This window comes from Enterococcus sp. DIV2371, from assembly GCF_050498525.1.
GTDB classification, from domain to species: Bacteria; Bacillota; Bacilli; order Lactobacillales; family Enterococcaceae; genus Enterococcus_B; species Enterococcus_B mangumiae.
This window is the reverse complement of sequence record NZ_JBIPAJ010000001.1, coordinates 1,368,178-1,384,820: the sequence shown is the minus strand read 5'-3', so window position 1 is coordinate 1,384,820 and position 16,643 is coordinate 1,368,178. Positions and strand designations below refer to the sequence as shown.

The following is a 16,643-nucleotide window of genomic DNA, read 5'->3' as shown; positions in this document are numbered from 1 at the left end:
CTCTTAGAAAATCCAAGGGGTAAATCCTGTCCCCTTCTTTAACTAAACGATCGGTGATCCAAAAGTTGACCTTCAACGCTAAGATCAGATCACTTTTTTCACGACCTAGATAATCGGTATTCAAGGAGCAACACTTCGGTCATAAGACGTGCTAAACGCTTCTTTCATAACCTTAAAAGGACCTGCAACATTACTTATTCGATGTTGCAGGTCCAGATCTTCTTATTCAAATGTATCATACTTAGCTACTACCATGCTAGCTTTTTCTTCTAATAATTCTTGATCTTCTATAGCGCATTGGGCAACTTTGACTACGGCGCAATTTGTCATTTTTGAAACAACTTCTCCAACAACTGCTTTGGTAAAACCAATGGGCCTACATGAATATTGTTCTCCTAAATTAATCATTTCTTCCGTCATCAAAATCCTCCTAAACTACTCAAACAGTTTGCCACAGAAAATCATCGATTATTTATCTGTGTGTGTCGTTAGTGATGATTTGATCAAAATCTTATTTGATCTATCCGCATTATAGCGTACTGTTTTCGTTTTCACAAATTTAAACAGCTGAATCTGTCAAAAAGTAGTTTTTTCGGATAATTTTCGTTTTTTTATACACAAAAAAAAGGTTACAGTAGTTTTTTCCAGAAAAACAATTATAATAGAAAACAGTCTGGGGGAGAATTCCATGTCAAAACAAAAAGGTAAAAAGCGATTCTTGCTCGTTGGGACAACACTCGTGTTGATTTCAAGCGTCTTTTACTTTACTCATAAACAAACGGAAGATAAAAAATCGTTATCCACATCCGCTGAAAAAGTTGAACAAACGATCAAAAATGAAGAAAAACAAGTACTTCTCGATGTGCCAATTGAAAATCAATTCGATGAACCTGCGCTAGAGAACGGTTGCGAAGTGACTGCATTATCGATGTTGTTACGCTTCTATGGCTACGAAACTACGAAAAATCAATTAGCCGAACAGTTGAATTATGTTCCAGTTTTCAATGAGGATGGTACTCATGGCGATCCAAACGAAGGTTTCGTCGGTGAGATCTGGGGTGGCGATTGGGCAATGGGCGTCTATGTGCCACCTATCGCTACATTAGCTCAAGAAATCGTGCAAACCGATTATCATACCGAACCGCAGACAGATGCTCGTTTGGCAGATATCAAATCTGCGCTCAGAGATGGCAAACCGGTCTGGACTTCTGTCACGATCGACTTTCAAGTGCCAACAGAATATGACTTCATGACTTGGACGACTGCAAACGGTGAAGTACAAGTCACTCCATTAGTCCACGCCTGCGTCGTCACTGGCTTTGATGAGCAGTCGATCTATGTCAACGATCCTTACGGTGAAAAAAATCGGGCGGTACCCATCGATGACTTCGAGCAAGTGTTTGAGGCAATGGGTGGTCAAATGCTCACTTTAGAAAAGAACTAGTAATTCCTAGAAAAATAGCTTATACTCAAGCTAACAACGCATGGAAGGAGTGAGATGCTGTGGAACGATTTATTCATAAAAAGGCTGATCCGAATGAGATCCCAATCATTTTCGTCCGTGATACTTCAGGGAACATCCAAAAAAAAGTGTCAGTCAATGAATGGACAAATCGATACAGCCCTGCTTCCCTTGATTTACTAGAAATCAAACTATATCGGCAAGCACTAGCTTATTATTCTGAGCAAGACTATGAAAAAGCGATCGATTTGTTAAAATTTTTGATCATTCAAACTGGTTATACCCATTTTGAATACATTGAGCGCCTAGCGACTATCTACCGTAAAATCCATGCAGAAGCACTTGAATATCAATTGCTTTCTTCTGTCTTAGCATCAGCAGAAATCATCGGTTTACCTAGTGGATTGATCAAAAAAATCGAACGGCGGATCGACCAATTGAAACTGAATATTGAGAAAAACGAAGAAAAATAAAATAAGCCTAAGAACGAAAGATTACGTAACGAATCGATCATTCTTAGGCTTGTTTTTTTGAGTATGGTGCCGTTTTATTTCGTAGTTTACATAATAAAAATATAATTAACCAATAACTGATAATGCTTTTTCAGGAACCGCTTCTCTTGAAACTTCTTCGTACGTTTCAACATGGGCGCCTTTATTTGTTAGTTTCAAGTAACGATCTTCTTTTAAAACGGAGATACCATTAAACTCGATCTCACGTTCATTTCCATTCGCATCAACTGCTTTTTGGATATATTTTGCTGTACCATATGAATTGACTTCATCTGGTTGTTTTGTTTTCACATAAACTTCTCCCTTTGTGACCAATGGATTTAACTGATCAATCACTGCTGGCAATTCTCCACTTGCCCCTTGCGTGTAAAACTTTAAACCAAATAACGCCAAACCACTAAATACTGCAATACTTACTAAAACTTTGATTATTTTCATTTTCCTACCTCCTATTTACTCTCTGAGTATATCCTGTGGGTAAATTTCTAACATCCGTCTGTGGATTGAGTTTTTTATCAGACTTTCGCACAGAAGTTATTTTTACAAAATCTCATTTATTTCTGCTATTATTATAAGAAAGAAAGGATGTGTTTCATTATGAATAAAGAAGAAATACTTCAGAAAATCAAAGATCTGGTCCAAAGTGGAAATTTTACTGAAGCCAAAACATTTTTCGAAGAGCATAAAGAACAACTAGGTCCTTACAAAGAAAAAGCCCAAGAATTTTTGCAAAATGTCGACTTTCAAGGAATAACTGACAAATTTAAAAATCTATTCAAATAAAGTTGTGTCGCTATCTCATGATTAAAGTTCACACGACAGAAGCTAAAAAAAAACCTCAACAATCAATGATTGTTGAGGTTTTTTTAGAGTTTCTTTGACTTTTTTTGCGAAAAGTCGATGTTCAAAAAAGGCATCCTTCTGCCCTATCCTACTATCAAAATAGTCTTGTAGGGTCATAGTGATAAGTCACAGAGCCATTCAATTGGGCTTTACCGACCACAAACTTGCGATTTTCAAGCTTTAACCACGCCTCGCGAAAAGCCATGACTTCCTCACGCTTGACCTCTATTTTATCGATTTTTCCATCAATTAAATCTTGGATCATTTGCTCATAGGGATTCATCTCAGATAACCTCCAGCTTCTTTCAGTATTCAGTGAATATCGGTGCATGTACTTCTTTCGTGTCTAGATCTTTGCGCACATTCACTTTTGTATAAATCACTTTTTCAACCGGAATGCTGTAGTAACTCTCTTCCCCATCTGTAAATTGATGAAAATCCGTTTTTGACAAAATACCATCGATTTTGTTCATCAAAACGCGCGGTTCCACACTATTGCTAACTATATAGTAGTAAATACGGATATTATTCACTAAATGTAGATCTACTTCTAAAATTACTTGGTCCATGAAACATTACACCCTTTCCTTAAAAGGATTATAACAATAAGTGAACTAAGAATCAAAAAAACGACTTTTTTATAAAATCAAGAAATTTTATAACATCTACCCTTGTGTAAAAACATACAAAATGTTATTTTTAATTATGGATTTCATTTCCTTGGAGGCGTATATAATATGGACACTTTGGGACAATTAGTCTTTTATGTTCCTTTTTTTCTAATGACAGCTTTAGCGATCTACTACACAAAGTGGACCAAACGTAAGGTTACCGTTTTGATTGCACTTCTTCCTGTAGCGTATTTCTCTTACAGGATCTTTTCCTTGCGGCATTGGGAGTCCACTCGAAAATTGCTTTCTCATGAATTTGGTTTGATTGTTTCAATGATTCTATTGATTTTATGGATCTTTTATCTTTACAAACATCCGAAGTAAACTATCTAGCTGTTTACACTAAAAAAGCCACGTTGAATTTGAACAACGCAGCTTTCATTCTTACTATTTATTTAACTACTAATACATTACATGGCGCATGTGTCACTACATAAGAAGCTGTTGATCCTACCAATGCTTGTTGGATCGATCCTTTACCAGTTGCACCCATCACGATCAAATCGATCGACTCTTGTTTTGGCAATACTGTAGCGATCAATGTTCTCGGATCACCAGTTTCGACGATTGCATGGATCGTTTCTATACCAAATTCTTTTGCATCATTGATTCGCTTCAATAATTCTACTTCCGTTTTTTGCTTTTCTTCTGCATAGATTTTTGAGAATGCATAGGCGCTATGCGTCAATTCAATTTTATTGATGATCGAGACGATCAATAACTCAGCCTGGTTATCCCTCGCTAACTCTAAAGCTTCAGCAAAAGCCTTCTCCGCTTTCGCTGAACCATCAATTGCCACCATTATTTTATTATACATTTTACCCATTAGTACCGCCTCCTTATATCTTTTAGTGTATCATTTTGTACGAATTTTATAAAAAATTCACTTTTTTCTTGGTTCGTGAAAAATAATTTGCGTCTTTTTCGCTTTTTCATTTTTAAATCTTTCTAATAAAAAACAAATGTCAGAAGCGCATGATTATCCATTTATGATTTTTTTCTAATTAAAACGCACATTATTTAAACATACATTTGTTACATAAAATGCACTTTTGTCACAAACTGTCACGTATCTTTCACCTATGAAATATGATCGCGTGTTAAAGTATTACTCGTTAGCGAAACAGCTAATCAAATAACTTTTTAAAACACGAAGGAGATCTTTCATGAAATCACTTAAAACAATTCTTTTTGGAACAACTTTGGCTGCCGGCGCTGCTTTATTTATGGGTACTTCTGCACATGCAGACGAAGCCTACACTGTTCAATCAGGTGATACTTTATCAACGATTTCTCAAAAATACGTTGGTGACAACTCCTTGATCCAAACAATTGCCGAAGCAAACTCAATCTCAAACATTCACCTGATCTTTTCAGGTCAAGAACTAACTATTCCTACTGGCGAACAAAAAACAGCTCCTGTAGCTACTCAAGCTCCTGCTGCTCCTGTTCAAGAAACTACTCCAGTTGTGGAAACACCTGTAGTGGAACAAACTCCAGTAGTCGAACAAGCACCAGTTGTTGAACAAGCTCCTGCTGCTGAAGTGGCAGTTTCGACTGGTACAAACGATGCGAAAGAATGGATCGCACAAAAAGAATCTAGCGGTTCTTACACAGCAACAAACGGACGCTACATCGGCCGTTACCAATTAGACTCTTCTTACTTGAATGGTGACTACTCAGCTGCCAACCAAGAAAGAGTTGCAGAACAATATGTTGCCTCTCGTTATGGCTCTTGGGACGCAGCAAAAGCTTTCTGGTTAGCTAACGGTTGGTACTAAAAAGAGCGAGTTTGAAAAATGGGAATCTTATAGATTCCTATTTTTTTTGTTCTTTTTCTGCGTTAGCTGCCTTTGATTTTTGTTTCTGCTTTTGACTTTGTTTGATTTTTTTGATTGCCCAATCATAGTGACTCGATGTAGAAGATACAAAATAACTGCCTAGCGTCGTATTCCCCACCCAAGGATATTGATTTTTTTGGAATAGCTGATCATTATCGAAGCTTTGCGCCAATCGCATCACTTCTTCATGACTATTCTTGAACCAGTCAGTCGCTTGTTCTAAGGTAGTAGACTTATGCTTTTTAGTAAACCCACGATTCATTTCAGAAATCGTTCGCCAATTATATGGTTCTGGTATAAAAGAAATTGCTTCGTCTAGTTGATTATGTGTCACCCATTTCAATAGCAAACAATGCCATTCATAGAGATGGATCAACACATCTTTGATCGTTTGATCCCTTCGCCAATGCGTTTCTTTTTTCTTTTCTAGAAATGCTTCATCGAAATCGAAGGTTGCTTCTCTTTGTTCAATCGGTACTGACTCAATCAACTGATTTAACTTCTCATAATTTTCAGCTGCGAGTGTCAATAATTCCTCTCTTGACTTTGGTCTCATAAACTTCTCCTTATCAAAAAATCACATTCGTTTTAAAACGTTTCCAATCAAACTATAATTCTAGTATGCCTGATTTCTCAAAAAAAGACGAGTAATATCCTAGAATGAACTACCATTCTCTGATACTACTCGTTTGATTCAACGATTTGTATTCTGTTTTGTGACAGCGATCCACACTTCACTATAGGCCTCTTCTTGATCAAGCCATTTGGTAAATGAGATCTCGGGTGCTTCAACCAACTCATATCCAGAGGTTGGCAGCCAATCTGAGAAAATATTTGCCATCGTCGTCTGTAAGACTTCTGGAAAAGGTCCTTGATTTGGAAAAATAGCCCATGTGTGTGCAGGAATGATCCGTTGCTGTAAACTTTCACAATGGTCGATTTTTGAGGTTAAGAAACCGATCATGTGTGTCAAATCGCCCTTTTCTTCCAAGCGTCCTTCATCGAATTGAAAGGAAGCATTCACCACTTGATAAGGTGCGAGATCACCCAACGCGTGCATTTCCTCTTTTTGTTCTTCTGTGATTGATTTTGCTAATTCGATAATTGCTTGGTTGACTCCTTCAAATTGGATCGGTACACGTTTTGATACTCCGACAATTGCAAAGGCATCTTTTTCTTCAATTCGGTAATCCATTGAATTTCCTCCCTTGATTTCTAAGTGAAAGGCAAGTTTAGGATAAGATTTATAAACTCCTGCTTTTTTGACTTCTGAAGGCAAGTAGCCTGTCCAGTCACGAAACGCTCTCGAAAAACCTTCTAACGTTTGATAGCCATATTTAAAAGCTGTAACTGTTGCACTTTCACCTTTAGCAAGATCTTCATTGGCACAAGCAAGTCGCCGATTCTTGATATACTCCGACAAAGATATCCCCGCAACAAATGAGAAAGTCCGTTTCAAATGATATTCAGAAATACCCAATCGTCGTGCCACTTCTTCTAACTTGATCTCACTTGTTAAACGTTCTTCGATGTAAGCGATCAGTTCGTTCAATTCTTTCATCCTCTCACCTCACTACTTAGTTTACAAGGTTCGTACAATCATCACTTGATTTTTCTTAGACCACAATAATCAATACACCCTAGGCTTTGTTAGCAACAGCCTTGATCTTGTCTTTGATGATTTCGCGAGTTTTTCTAAATTCAGCGATAATCTCTTCTTCTGTCCCAGCAGCTTTCGCTGGATCTTCTAGATCCCAATGTTCATGGCGAATATGAGCAGGAATCACCGGGCATTTATCCAACGCATCTCCGCACAGTGTGATAATTAAATCTGCATCGTTAAAATAATCCGGATCAATCAAGTCGGATGTTTGACTTGTAATATCAACTCCATCTTCTGCCATCACTTTGACTGCTCGTGGATTCAAGCCGTGTGTCTCCACTCCAGCACTCCGAACTTCAAATTGATCCGTCAAATATGCATGCCCATACCCTTCGGCAATCTGACTTCTGCAAGAATTACCTGTACATAAAAAATAGATTCTCTTTTTCACATCTGTTGTTTTGTCCAAAACCATTCCTCCATTCCGCTTTTCCTTTAAGGATTAAGTTTATGATATCATAAACTTAGACGCAGATTGCTCTTAACGACAAAAAAGAGACAGTTCACGAAAAAAATAGTCATAATCTTACATAAAATTAGAAAACGAAAAAGATTGATTTATCAGCATTTACAAACATGTCAAAGACTTTTTTACACGTTGATTTCGTTAATGACAAAAACCTTTGATCGTTGATTTTTGCCTTTTCATTTATGCTGAGATCAGAAGGAGCGGATACGATGGACTTAAGTCATCAAATCAAAAAATATCGTAAACAATTAGCTTTCTCCCAAGAAGAATTAGCAGAAAAGTTATATGTTTCAAGACAAACGATTTCAAACTGGGAGAATGAGCGCAGCTATCCCGATATTCATAATCTACTATTGATGAGTGTCTTATTTGACGTTTCTTTGGATGAATTAGTCAAAGGAGATGTAGAAAAAATGAAAGAAAATATACCACTTTCTGAAATAAACAAATATACCAAGGTCATGTTAGGCTTTATGCTTCTCACCTTGATTTCAGTAGGACCATCCTTGTTTTTACCTGGGATTTGGCGACTTATGCTTCCCTTGCTTTTTTGGACCATCAGCATGTACGGTGCAATAAAAGTCGATCGACTCAAAAAACAAGAAAATATCAAAACCTACAAAGAAATCGTTGCTTTCATGGAGAACAAAGATGTCGAACCTCTTCGTAAACAAAGAAACAAGACCAGAAATCTAATTGAAAAAGCAGGAATCGTCATTTTGTTTGCGCTCGTCTGTGGAGTGATCGCATTACTCGCAAGTTTGCCATTTATACTTTTCAATCGCTAGTAATCAAGCAAAAAAACAAGATCTGCCTTCAAGGATGGATCTTGTTTTTTTACTATTTGGAATCGGAACAAGCGATTTTTGTACTCATTAAATCTGTTCAGTTCTTTCCCAGACCATGAGATATTCCTTCTCATTCGTTGATTCATCGATTTGTTCAGCCACTTTTCTAAAGCCATTTCTATCGTAAAAGCGTATCGCTCGTTGATTCTTATGATAAACATGTAAGGCTATTCGTTCCTTTTCTTTTTTCGCTGCTTCAATCAATTTTTGGCCGATTTTTTTATTCTGAAACATTGACTCGACAAAAATACCAGCTAAATAAGATTCATCTATGATTCCCATAAAACCAACGATCTGACCTTCAATTTCATAATAATAGATTTCTGCTTTCGGCAACTCTTTTTTTAGCAAAACTTTTTTCTCATGCCAATAAGTCGCATCAATAAAATCATGTGTTTCGACATTGGTCTTTAACCAAATAGTAAGTAGTCGATCCATCATCTGTTGGTCTAGCTTTTGCACTTTTTTGATCATACCATTGCTCCTAAACTTTTAGTTATTCTTCATACTTCTTCAGACGATCAGCTAAATTCCCCGCATGAAGTTCAAACAAATGATCATCGTCATCATAAAAATAAATCGATTCCCCTTCTCCTGATACGCGCGAACGACCTTCTTCAATTTTTAGATCTAACTGATGAAGTTTTTCTTTATATAATGGAATTTGTTCGGTAGTGATCTCAAAAGCGATATGGTTATAAGTTTTCGGAAGTTTCGCTTGCTGATCTTCCATCAGTGCGACCCATAGATCATCGATCAAAAAGAATTTTTCTGGAAATAAAGAATATTGCTTTTCCTTACTTGAATACACTTCTTTTGCAGCAAAAATCTCCGTAAATATTTCCGTCGAACGACTTAAATCACGTACGATAAATGTCATATGTGAGAGTTTCATCTTTTTCTCCTTTTTTAGTTAAGACTTTTGATCATTACCAAGCATGGATTCCATTCATCCCATAGCGTAGGGAATACTTCTAATTCAACAAAGCCCATTGTTCGGTAAAATCGAATCGTTTGATCATAAGTACCATATGTTCCTTCAGCGACTGTTTTTACTTGTAAGAACTTATAATGTTCACTAGCATACGATTGCAACTCCTGTAGCAATCGCTTTCCTATTCCTTGATGATGGTAGGCCTTTTTGACACCCATACAATAGACCTCACCAGTGGCTTTGCTTGTTTCTTTCAAACTGATAAAACCTATAGACTCGTTATTTTCTTGTAAGGCCCACAACGGATAATTTTGACAGTTCTCAACATATTCTTGTGTTGAATCTGGTAAACCAAACCATTCTGGCAAGTCAGCCAAGATTTCTTGAACGATTTTTTTCTTTTCTACTACTTCTTCTACTAAATAAATTCGCATTTATCTCTCCTTACTCATTCGGCTGATATCGATCAACTAGTCTGAATCGTTCAAAGACGATTTTCGTTTCTTCATTGAGCAAGAGTCCATGTTCTTCATAATAAGGTTTGAAATACTTGTAATGCCCCTTTTGCCAATAAGCAAGAGATAGATCGCCTTCCCCCTCCGTAGCTGCCTGTTCTTCGGTGATTTCTTTCCAAGGTACGATCGCTACTTCGACCGTTTGAATAATCCCCATCGGTACATCAGACCCATTCACAACTATAGAGTAATCACCAACTTTAGGTAATGGTTCATTATCTATCTGGTACAATTCATAACCCGAGCTTGTCCCCGTTTTCTTTCCAGCTAAAACCAGATTAGCTAATTCATCTGCGTGTTCTTTCGTATTGCCAAAAGCAAAAATTTCATAGAGTGACGCGTGAGCCACATCATTTTTGGAGCAAAAACGTTCCCAATATTTTTGTGCTTTTAGATTCATACAGTCACCTTCTTTCTGATAGATCGTAAATCAAGTGTAACAAATAATAAGAGACTAAGCGAACCAAGATCAAACGCTTGCAAAGCGTACATTTGGATTGATGCAGTCTCATTTTTTTAGATAAAAGAAAAACCAACTCCTCTTTTTATGAGAAGCTGGTTTTAGTCTCAGGATTCAATTGGAGATTAGACGTACAATACAACCAATCATAAAAAAGGAGACCATCCATGGAACTTCATTTCAAAGAATTTTTATTGATCACTCAAAAACTAAACGAGCACCAGATCACTCCATTATTACTAGGTTCTTTAGGTTTATCGTATCGACTGGCAAGCAAAAGATATCGATATCCACGTTCCTGGAGACCCACGTGGTTGGGTTGGGCTGCGCCTGATAAAGATCGCTTATATAATTGGCAAACCAACAAGTTTTATGTAATCAAAAAAATTCGTCTACAAGAAAGAACCTATCATAAAAATGCTATACTCTTAATTAATTTATTTCCAAGCGTTCTCTTATCAATCTAATGAGTTAGGCATTGAAAGCACCATCAACTGTAGCTCTTGTCCAATTTGTGATGTAAATGTTTCTCCAATTTCACGGAATCCAAATTGTTTATATAAATCCATCACCTTTGGAATACAAATACTATCAAGTATGATTAATTTTCCACCAATTGATTTTCTAACATCGTCAACAATTAATAAAGCTTCTTCAATGATTTTTTCTCCTGAAAATTCTTTAGAAAAAGAATCATTCTTTGCGATATGAGCAATTAGATAAGAGGATGCAACGCCTACTTTACTCGGTGATTTCCCGTTAAAAACTAATTTCTTTTTCTCTTTTATCTCAAGCTTGCTAATATCTAAATCTTTGATTGCTAACGTAAAAAAACCTAAGAGATGTTCTTGTATTTCATCTTTAAAAATCAAATACGTCCTTGTCGCATGATAAAGCTCTTTTTGTATGGCATCATGTTTTAAAAATTCAGTCATTTCTGAATTATTTTCACAAAAAAAAGAAGATTCTACAAAGTTCGAAAAGCGTTCTCTTACCTTTTTTCTAAGAGCTTTATTTCCAATCTCAGTTTCCTCTTCTTTAATAACTTCAACCAGCATTTTGATCTGTCTACTTAATGAAATCACAGTATAGTCCATATTATTTTTTTCTCATCCAATTAGGCACTTGCTCCTTGTTGCTACTACGATCACTAGATTTCTTTTCTAATAAGTCATAGAATCTTTTTGTAGGGTGCGTATTTTCAATAATTTTGACATCTTCTTTAGATAAAATAATTGGACGTTCTAAACTTATGTTTGCCATAAATACCGACTCCTTATTATTATTAACTACATGATAGATTATATCATTTCCTCGCAGTAATTTGAATACGTTACATACAAAGTACACACGTTATCCCTAACGATACTTATAATTTTAAACTAAAATCAAGATTTATGATTGTTGATTATTCTATTGATTTTAATATCTTTAGCATTTCCAGCCTGTTCTTAATAAAGCTCACTCATGTCGAATGTTTAAATTTATCGTTGTATTTAAACAAGGCAATCCCAGTATTGTAAGACAGATCAATATGAATCAGTTTTACTCTTTCTGCATACCTCTCATCCAAAGAATGAAAATTCTCATTGATCGAGTAGCCATTTCTGTCATCTTCCGTTCAAAATTTGGTTGTCTCCAAGCTAAAAAGCATCGCATGACTACTAAAAAAAAAGATTTTTATTTGAACTGTTTTATTCACTTTCATCCATATAGTAGCGCTGTCTAAGATAAAAAAAACTCCCCTATCAACTTTTCTAAAAAAGTTGATAGGAGAGTTCAACGTTTACTTCATCATTAGTTATACTACAGGTTTGATCTACCTTATAAAGAACCTATTACCTAACGAATCCCTAGCGCAATTCGTGCATAACGACTCATCTTATCAGTCGTCCATGCGGGATACCAAACCAATTTTACTTCTGCCTTTGATACTTCTGGGACTTCTTTTAACGCATCATGGATCGATTCGGTCAAGATGTCGGCTAATGGACAGCCCATTGTTGTTAGGGTCATTTTAACGACAGTATCTCCAGTTTCAGGGTCAAATTCGATTTCATAGATCAAGCCTAGGTTCACGATATCGATTCCTAGTTCGGGGTCAATCACCATTTCTAACGCGGTGAGAATTCGCTCTTTGATTTCATCTACTTCTTCAGCAGACCATTTTGATTCACTCATTCTTCGGATTCTCCTTCTCACAAGTTTTGTTTATCATACCTTTTTTTAAGGTATTTGTAAATATTCATTTCCGGTCTCTCTCTTGATACAGAAATTTTGTTTATTTAGTTTTTACTTTTTTTGAAGTTTGTTTGATTTCAGGAAAAACGCCCGTTGAACGATACATTCTTTGTTCATTTTCATTGGCAAAGCGACCGAAGACGGAGTGTGTTGGTAAAATATTGATAAATGCATCTTCGTCGATCTCATGGACGATCTGATCAAGGTCATACATTTCATAGCGTGTGATAACCATCATGATCATTTTTCCTTCACGTTTGGAATATCCACCTACTGAAGGTAACAAAGTCATTCCACGCACCATCCGTTGCGAAATTGCAGCTGTGACTTCTTCTGGTTTTACTGTCACGATCATGGCAGTCACTTTTTGATGACTCGTATGGATCGCATCGATGACTTGGGTCATCGCATAGATCGAGATGATCGTATATAAGGCACTTTCCCAATTAAAGAGGAAACCTGCTGCGACGACGATGATCCCATTTAAAATCAGCATGTAGTTTCCTACAGTTTTTCCTGTTGTTTGAGAAAGAACTAATGAAATGATATCCATCCCACCAGTCGTAAAACCCATTTTTAGTGAAATACCGACACCCACACCAAGTAAAACACCACCGACTAATGCGTTCATCAAAATATTATCTGTCACTTGTCCTGTCGGTAACACCGTTGTCATGACTGACACACAAACAACGTTGATGAAACTAAGTACAGTTGCACGTTTTCCGACTTTTAAAAAGCCTAATATAAATACAGGAATATTCAATAGAAAAATAAATGTTCCAGTATCGACATCTATATGAACCCATTCAGATAATAGTGAAGCAATGATTTGGGCGATCCCGTTCATTCCTGCAGAAAAGACGTTGGCTGGAATCAGAAAATAATTCAATGCCACCGCTGCAGTCAAACCGGTCATCAAGATAACCACTATTTTCTTAAGATTTTCGTTTCTTTGATAGACAGTCATGAATCTGCTCACAAGCACCTCTCCTTTTCAAGTTTATTTCAAATGTAAGAATAACAGTTTATTCCAGAAAATAAAATAGTCCCTACTTAAATGAGAAGAATTTTAGTAAAGAGGTCACAAAAAAATAAGCCTATGCTACAATAAAAGAAAACGAATGTACGAGGAGGACCTTATGGCAAAAGATGCAAGCTTTGATATCATTTCAGAAGTATCTGTCGAAGAAGTAAAAAATGCAATCCAACAAACAACTAAAGAATTGACTAATCGCTTTGATTTCAAAGATTCAACAGTTGAGATCAAGTTAGAGAATACAAATAAACTGGTCGTACTAAGTGACGATGAATTTAAAATCGAGCAAATCAAAGATGTTTTGTTTGGAAAATTAAATAAGCGCAATGTACCGATCAAAAATATCCATTTTTCTGAAACGGAACATGCTTTAGGTGGGAAAGCACGTCAATCCGCTGATCTAGTCAATGGGATCGACCGAGATAACGGTAAAAAGATCACCACAGCGATCAAAAATGAAAAACTGAAAGTAAAAACACAGATCCAAGAAGATCAAATCCGCGTGACTGGTAAAAGTCGTGACGACCTACAAGCAGTGATCGCACTTTTAAGAAAATTAGACTTGCCGATCGAATTGCAATTTACAAACTACCGTTAGTCAATAAGTACTTATTGAGCGCACATCAAAAAAGGACAAGCTTTACGCTTCGTCCTTTTTTAGTGGTCTTGCCAAAATTCTTGGATCGTGCGTGACAATGCCTCTACCGTTCGAACTTCTTTCGCTTGTTGCCAATGCGGTGGGAAGAGTTTGCGATAGTTCGGTGAGGAGAACCGTTGATCTGCTAAAACGACGATTCCTTGGTCATCCATGTCACGGATCACACGTCCTGCCGCTTGTAATACTTTGTTCATCCCTGGCAACTGATAGGCGTAAGCAAATCCTAGATTTTCTTTTTCATCATAGTAGGATTTGATCAATTCCTGTTCGTGATTCATTTGTGGTAATCCGACTCCAACGATCATGCTACCGATCAATCGTGATCCTCGTAAATCGATCCCTTCGGAAAAAATCCCGCCAAGTACACAAAAAGCGACTAATGTTTCTTGCGGTTCAAGCATGAATTTTGCTAAGAATTCTTCTCTTTCTTCTTCATTCATATTTGTTCCTTGAATGAGCGTCTTTCTCTCAGGATATGTCTCTTTAAACAGTTCGGCGACTTGATCCAAATACTGATACGAGGGAAAGAAGATCATATAATTCCCTGTTTTCCCTTCAATGAATCGTTGGATCGTTTCAACTAATCGTGGCAAACTTTGTTCTCTTTTTCGATACGTCGTTTCGAGGTAACTTGCTACGAGTACTTGTTGATTGTCAACTGGAAAAGGACTTGGTAAGCGATAGGCTAGGCTTTCCTTTCCTCCTAATGTTTCTTGATAATAGGATAACGGTGAAAAACTAGCAGAAAATAAGAGGCTACTACGTCCTTTATTCAGCGATTGCTCTAAGAATGAACTAGGATCGATACAAAATTGCTTCACCACTAAATCGTGATAGCTTTTCTCCACAGTCGTTTCATAGTGATCATCATAGAAATCACTGATTTTTAAAAAGTGCAGCAAATCGAAATAAAAGCCTAAAACTTGTTCTTGTACTGGATGTTCTGGAAATTCAGCCAACCATTCTTGAATGAATTCACCGAGTTGAAATCCTGCTTTGATCAAGGAATCCGCTGGTGCTTTTTGATGATGATAGTTCCAGCCTTCTTCAAGGGCAATTTCTTGGATCTGATCAAAAGCTTTTAAAAGACGGTTCCAACGACGCCGTAGTTTTTTAAATTCTTTAGGGATCTCTGTATAGACTTTGCGTGCTTTTCCATAAGATAGTTCGGCGGAATACATTTCCCTGGAACGATTGACTAGATTATGGGCTTCGTCGATCAAGAAAAGATGATTTTCATTTTTCTCTTCTTCAAAGAAACGTCTTAAATAAACCGTCGGATCAAAAAGATAATTATAATCTCCGATGATCACATCACACCATAAGCTGACATCTAAAGAAAGTTCAAATGGACATAAAGTATGCTTCTTTGCATATTTTTCAATGACTTCACGAGTGATCTGATTCTCATGATTCAATAAATCCCATAATCCTTCATTGATACGATTATAATAACCATTTGCATAAGGGCATTGATCTGGATTACAGGTCGTTTCATCTAAAAAACAAATCTTATCTTTCGCTGTCAATGTCACGCTTTTTGTTTCAGCGCCGACATCCTTCAACGCTTCTAACGCATCTTCTGCCACCTGTCTCGTAATGGTCTTCGCTGTTAAATAAAAAATCCGTTCTCCTTCATTTTCCCCAATCGCTTTTAACGCTGGGAATAATGTAGAGATCGTTTTCCCTGTCCCCGTTGGTGCTTCCGCAAACAGTTTTTGTTTTGTGCGAATCGTTTTATACGCCGCCACAGCTAACTCCCTTTGCCCTTTACGATACTTTTCATAAGGAAACTTCAGTGCCATCAATGAGGCATTACGGACAGTCCGCCAATTTTCCTGAAAAATCAACCACTCTTGGTAATCCTCAGTCAGTTTTTTAAAAAACACTTCCAGTTGCTCTTTCGTCTGATGCTCAACTCTTCGTGTGATCACTTCTTCCGTTGTTTGGTAATACGTCAATTGAAGATTGATTTCCTCCAAGTTGTTTTCCTGACTGTAAATGTAGGCGTAGACTCTCGCTTGATGAAAAAATAGCTCGACTTGTTCTGGTTCTAAGTCTTCAAACCGTGGTTCTGACGTTTTGATTTCATCAATGTAATACACACCATCTTGTTTAAAGATCCCATCTGCTCGTCCTTCAACGATCAATTCATAGGGATCAAGTGGTACGTTGATTTGTAAAAATACTTCTTTTTGGTACTCTTCTCCTGCTTCTTTTTGGAGCTTGCGATGGATTTTAGCACCTTCTAAGGCGGTATGATTACTTTTCTTTCGGTTATCGATACTGCCGCGACGCAAGATGAACTCGACTAAATGACGGACAGAGATTTTAGATTTTTTCACCATGGTCGCCCCCTTCTTGTAATAGAGTACCGCAAAATAGTAGCTTTCGCAAAAAACAAAAACACCCTGCTCGGATAAGCAGGGATATAGGATATAGAATTTGGATTTTTGGATACATTCAATGTAACAATGATAAATGAAA

Annotated in this window: 24 protein-coding genes and 1 pseudogene; 8 read left to right on the top strand and 17 right to left on the bottom strand. The window is 36.9% G+C overall.

Annotated features, from left to right (window positions below; translation table 11 throughout):
- Nucleotides 1-222 precede the first annotated feature (222 nt).
- Complete coding sequence (locus IGL24_RS06555; protein WP_206859419.1) at nt 223-420, bottom strand: hypothetical protein; 198 nt, start codon at nt 418-420, stop codon at nt 223-225.
- A gap of 268 nt (nt 421-688) precedes the next feature.
- Between IGL24_RS06555 and IGL24_RS06550 the strand changes: the two genes are divergently transcribed.
- Together IGL24_RS06550 and IGL24_RS06545 are read left to right on the top strand one after the other, a co-directional pair.
- The gene (locus IGL24_RS06550; RefSeq protein WP_207700254.1) at nt 689-1,444 is read left to right on the top strand and encodes a C39 family peptidase; all 756 of its coding nucleotides are present in this window, start codon (nt 689-691) and stop codon (nt 1,442-1,444) included.
- Nucleotides 1,445-1,503: 59 nt separating this feature from the next.
- Entirely contained in the window at nt 1,504-1,935 is a 432-nt protein-coding gene (locus tag IGL24_RS06545; protein WP_206859423.1) for a hypothetical protein, read from the top strand.
- A gap of 105 nt (nt 1,936-2,040) precedes the next feature.
- Here the strand turns inward: IGL24_RS06545 and IGL24_RS06540 are convergent, their stop codons facing one another.
- The gene (locus tag IGL24_RS06540; RefSeq protein WP_207116111.1) at nt 2,041-2,412 is read right to left on the bottom strand and encodes a YxeA family protein; all 372 of its coding nucleotides are present in this window, start codon (nt 2,410-2,412) and stop codon (nt 2,041-2,043) included.
- 159 nt (nt 2,413-2,571) lie between these two features.
- On the opposite strand from IGL24_RS06540, the gene IGL24_RS06535 reads away from it, so the two are divergent.
- Nucleotides 2,572-2,757, top strand: a complete 186-nt coding sequence (locus tag IGL24_RS06535; RefSeq protein ID WP_019724087.1) for a hypothetical protein — start codon at nt 2,572-2,574, stop codon at nt 2,755-2,757.
- Nucleotides 2,758-2,911: 154 nt separating this feature from the next.
- Here IGL24_RS06535 and IGL24_RS06530 read toward each other — a convergent pair whose 3' ends face one another.
- Both IGL24_RS06530 and IGL24_RS06525 read right to left on the bottom strand, forming a co-directional pair.
- Nucleotides 2,912-3,100, bottom strand: a complete 189-nt coding sequence (locus tag IGL24_RS06530) for a hypothetical protein (protein WP_206859428.1) — start codon at nt 3,098-3,100, stop codon at nt 2,912-2,914.
- Nucleotides 3,101-3,122: 22 nt separating this feature from the next.
- Complete coding sequence (locus IGL24_RS06525) at nt 3,123-3,386, bottom strand: hypothetical protein (RefSeq protein WP_206859432.1); 264 nt, start codon at nt 3,384-3,386, stop codon at nt 3,123-3,125.
- Between the two features lie 168 nt (nt 3,387-3,554).
- Between IGL24_RS06525 and IGL24_RS06520 the strand changes: the two genes are divergently transcribed.
- Nucleotides 3,555-3,812: a glucose uptake protein gene (locus IGL24_RS06520; protein ID WP_206859433.1), complete on the top strand. Its 258-nt coding sequence runs from the start codon at nt 3,555-3,557 to the stop codon at nt 3,810-3,812.
- Between the two features lie 67 nt (nt 3,813-3,879).
- On the opposite strand, the gene IGL24_RS06515 is transcribed toward IGL24_RS06520, so the two are convergent.
- Entirely contained in the window at nt 3,880-4,314 is a 435-nt protein-coding gene (locus IGL24_RS06515; protein WP_206859434.1) for a universal stress protein, read from the bottom strand.
- A 340-nt stretch (nt 4,315-4,654) separates the two neighbouring features.
- Here IGL24_RS06515 and IGL24_RS06510 point away from each other — a divergent pair, with 340 nt between their 5' ends.
- On the top strand, nt 4,655-5,269 hold the full coding sequence (locus IGL24_RS06510; protein ID WP_207699347.1) for a LysM peptidoglycan-binding domain-containing protein: 615 nt from the start codon (nt 4,655-4,657) through the stop codon (nt 5,267-5,269).
- A gap of 37 nt (nt 5,270-5,306) precedes the next feature.
- Here IGL24_RS06510 and IGL24_RS06505 read toward each other — a convergent pair whose 3' ends face one another.
- The 3 genes from IGL24_RS06505 to arsC all read right to left on the bottom strand — a co-directional run bounded on the left by IGL24_RS06505 (nt 5,307) and on the right by arsC (nt 7,401).
- The gene (locus IGL24_RS06505; RefSeq protein WP_207699348.1) at nt 5,307-5,885 is read right to left on the bottom strand and encodes a ClbS/DfsB family four-helix bundle protein; all 579 of its coding nucleotides are present in this window, start codon (nt 5,883-5,885) and stop codon (nt 5,307-5,309) included.
- A 138-nt stretch (nt 5,886-6,023) separates the two neighbouring features.
- Nucleotides 6,024-6,890, bottom strand: a complete 867-nt coding sequence (locus IGL24_RS06500) for an AraC family transcriptional regulator (RefSeq protein WP_207699349.1) — start codon at nt 6,888-6,890, stop codon at nt 6,024-6,026.
- Between the two features lie 79 nt (nt 6,891-6,969).
- A complete protein-coding gene (gene arsC / locus IGL24_RS06495) occupies nt 6,970-7,401 on the bottom strand; it encodes an arsenate reductase (thioredoxin) (protein WP_242699685.1) in 432 nt (143 codons plus the stop codon).
- A gap of 269 nt (nt 7,402-7,670) precedes the next feature.
- On the opposite strand from arsC, the gene IGL24_RS06490 reads away from it, so the two are divergent.
- Nucleotides 7,671-8,249 carry a helix-turn-helix domain-containing protein gene (locus IGL24_RS06490; RefSeq protein ID WP_207699351.1) on the top strand — a complete coding sequence of 193 codons (579 nt, stop codon included), beginning with the start codon at nt 7,671-7,673 and terminating at the stop codon, nt 8,247-8,249.
- 87 nt (nt 8,250-8,336) lie between these two features.
- Here the strand turns inward: IGL24_RS06490 and IGL24_RS06485 are convergent, their stop codons facing one another.
- From IGL24_RS06485 to IGL24_RS06470, 4 genes are read right to left on the bottom strand one after another with little or no spacing between them, the layout of a single operon-like run.
- A complete protein-coding gene (locus IGL24_RS06485; protein ID WP_207699352.1) occupies nt 8,337-8,783 on the bottom strand; it encodes a GNAT family N-acetyltransferase in 447 nt (148 codons plus the stop codon).
- A gap of 22 nt (nt 8,784-8,805) precedes the next feature.
- A complete protein-coding gene (fosX, locus tag IGL24_RS06480; protein WP_207699353.1) occupies nt 8,806-9,204 on the bottom strand; it encodes a FosX/FosE/FosI family fosfomycin resistance hydrolase in 399 nt (132 codons plus the stop codon).
- A 14-nt stretch (nt 9,205-9,218) separates the two neighbouring features.
- Nucleotides 9,219-9,677 (bottom strand): GNAT family N-acetyltransferase, encoded by a 459-nt coding sequence (locus tag IGL24_RS06475; RefSeq protein ID WP_207699354.1) that lies wholly within the window; start codon nt 9,675-9,677, stop codon nt 9,219-9,221.
- A gap of 10 nt (nt 9,678-9,687) precedes the next feature.
- Complete coding sequence (locus IGL24_RS06470; RefSeq protein ID WP_207699355.1) at nt 9,688-10,158, bottom strand: ASCH domain-containing protein; 471 nt, start codon at nt 10,156-10,158, stop codon at nt 9,688-9,690.
- 227 nt (nt 10,159-10,385) lie between these two features.
- Here IGL24_RS06470 and IGL24_RS06465 point away from each other — a divergent pair.
- Nucleotides 10,386-10,536, top strand: a pseudogene (locus IGL24_RS06465) (phosphoribosylanthranilate isomerase); the annotation flags it as partial.
- A 140-nt stretch (nt 10,537-10,676) separates the two neighbouring features.
- On the opposite strand, the gene IGL24_RS06460 reads toward IGL24_RS06465, so the two are convergent.
- The 4 genes from IGL24_RS06460 to IGL24_RS06445 form a co-directional block, all read right to left on the bottom strand.
- On the bottom strand, nt 10,677-11,315 hold the full coding sequence (locus IGL24_RS06460; protein ID WP_207699356.1) for a hypothetical protein: 639 nt from the start codon (nt 11,313-11,315) through the stop codon (nt 10,677-10,679).
- Between the two features lies 1 nt (nt 11,316).
- The gene (locus tag IGL24_RS06455) at nt 11,317-11,481 is read right to left on the bottom strand and encodes a hypothetical protein (RefSeq protein ID WP_207699357.1); all 165 of its coding nucleotides are present in this window, start codon (nt 11,479-11,481) and stop codon (nt 11,317-11,319) included.
- Nucleotides 11,482-12,060: 579 nt separating this feature from the next.
- Complete coding sequence (locus IGL24_RS06450) at nt 12,061-12,399, bottom strand: metal-sulfur cluster assembly factor (RefSeq protein WP_207699358.1); 339 nt, start codon at nt 12,397-12,399, stop codon at nt 12,061-12,063.
- Nucleotides 12,400-12,499: 100 nt separating this feature from the next.
- Complete coding sequence (locus IGL24_RS06445) at nt 12,500-13,447, bottom strand: YitT family protein (RefSeq protein WP_206857800.1); 948 nt, start codon at nt 13,445-13,447, stop codon at nt 12,500-12,502.
- A gap of 154 nt (nt 13,448-13,601) precedes the next feature.
- Here IGL24_RS06445 and IGL24_RS06440 point away from each other — a divergent pair, with 154 nt between their 5' ends.
- Nucleotides 13,602-14,096: a YajQ family cyclic di-GMP-binding protein gene (locus IGL24_RS06440; protein WP_206857801.1), complete on the top strand. Its 495-nt coding sequence runs from the start codon at nt 13,602-13,604 to the stop codon at nt 14,094-14,096.
- Between the two features lie 59 nt (nt 14,097-14,155).
- Here the strand turns inward: IGL24_RS06440 and IGL24_RS06435 are convergent, their stop codons facing one another.
- Nucleotides 14,156-16,504: an ATP-dependent DNA helicase gene (locus tag IGL24_RS06435; RefSeq protein WP_207699359.1), complete on the bottom strand. Its 2,349-nt coding sequence runs from the start codon at nt 16,502-16,504 to the stop codon at nt 14,156-14,158.
- Between the last annotated feature and the right edge of the window lie 139 nt (nt 16,505-16,643).

What these genes read in the sequence shown, in the direction of transcription:
- IGL24_RS06555 (WP_206859419.1), bottom strand. Translation starts at nt 420, where the DNA reads ATGACGGAAGAAATGATTAATTTAGGAGAACAATATTCATGTAGGCCC.
- IGL24_RS06550 (WP_207700254.1), top strand. Translation starts at nt 689, where the DNA reads ATGTCAAAACAAAAAGGTAAAAAGCGATTCTTGCTCGTTGGGACAACA.
- IGL24_RS06540 (WP_207116111.1), bottom strand. Translation starts at nt 2,412, where the DNA reads ATGAAAATAATCAAAGTTTTAGTAAGTATTGCAGTATTTAGTGGTTTG.
- IGL24_RS06535 (WP_019724087.1), top strand. Translation starts at nt 2,572, where the DNA reads ATGAATAAAGAAGAAATACTTCAGAAAATCAAAGATCTGGTCCAAAGT.
- IGL24_RS06530 (WP_206859428.1), bottom strand. Translation starts at nt 3,100, where the DNA reads ATGAATCCCTATGAGCAAATGATCCAAGATTTAATTGATGGAAAAATC.
- IGL24_RS06525 (WP_206859432.1), bottom strand. Translation starts at nt 3,386, where the DNA reads ATGGACCAAGTAATTTTAGAAGTAGATCTACATTTAGTGAATAATATC.
- IGL24_RS06520 (WP_206859433.1), top strand. Translation starts at nt 3,555, where the DNA reads ATGGACACTTTGGGACAATTAGTCTTTTATGTTCCTTTTTTTCTAATG.
- IGL24_RS06515 (WP_206859434.1), bottom strand. Translation starts at nt 4,314, where the DNA reads ATGGGTAAAATGTATAATAAAATAATGGTGGCAATTGATGGTTCAGCG.
- IGL24_RS06510 (WP_207699347.1), top strand. Translation starts at nt 4,655, where the DNA reads ATGAAATCACTTAAAACAATTCTTTTTGGAACAACTTTGGCTGCCGGC.
- IGL24_RS06505 (WP_207699348.1), bottom strand. Translation starts at nt 5,885, where the DNA reads ATGAGACCAAAGTCAAGAGAGGAATTATTGACACTCGCAGCTGAAAAT.
- IGL24_RS06500 (WP_207699349.1), bottom strand. Translation starts at nt 6,890, where the DNA reads ATGAAAGAATTGAACGAACTGATCGCTTACATCGAAGAACGTTTAACA.
- IGL24_RS06490 (WP_207699351.1), top strand. Translation starts at nt 7,671, where the DNA reads ATGGACTTAAGTCATCAAATCAAAAAATATCGTAAACAATTAGCTTTC.
- IGL24_RS06485 (WP_207699352.1), bottom strand. Translation starts at nt 8,783, where the DNA reads ATGATCAAAAAAGTGCAAAAGCTAGACCAACAGATGATGGATCGACTA.
- fosX (WP_207699353.1), bottom strand. Translation starts at nt 9,204, where the DNA reads ATGAAACTCTCACATATGACATTTATCGTACGTGATTTAAGTCGTTCG.
- IGL24_RS06475 (WP_207699354.1), bottom strand. Translation starts at nt 9,677, where the DNA reads ATGCGAATTTATTTAGTAGAAGAAGTAGTAGAAAAGAAAAAAATCGTT.
- IGL24_RS06470 (WP_207699355.1), bottom strand. Translation starts at nt 10,158, where the DNA reads ATGAATCTAAAAGCACAAAAATATTGGGAACGTTTTTGCTCCAAAAAT.
- IGL24_RS06460 (WP_207699356.1), bottom strand. Translation starts at nt 11,315, where the DNA reads ATGGACTATACTGTGATTTCATTAAGTAGACAGATCAAAATGCTGGTT.
- IGL24_RS06455 (WP_207699357.1), bottom strand. Translation starts at nt 11,481, where the DNA reads ATGGCAAACATAAGTTTAGAACGTCCAATTATTTTATCTAAAGAAGAT.
- IGL24_RS06450 (WP_207699358.1), bottom strand. Translation starts at nt 12,399, where the DNA reads ATGAGTGAATCAAAATGGTCTGCTGAAGAAGTAGATGAAATCAAAGAG.
- IGL24_RS06440 (WP_206857801.1), top strand. Translation starts at nt 13,602, where the DNA reads ATGGCAAAAGATGCAAGCTTTGATATCATTTCAGAAGTATCTGTCGAA.
- IGL24_RS06435 (WP_207699359.1), bottom strand. Translation starts at nt 16,504, where the DNA reads ATGGTGAAAAAATCTAAAATCTCTGTCCGTCATTTAGTCGAGTTCATC.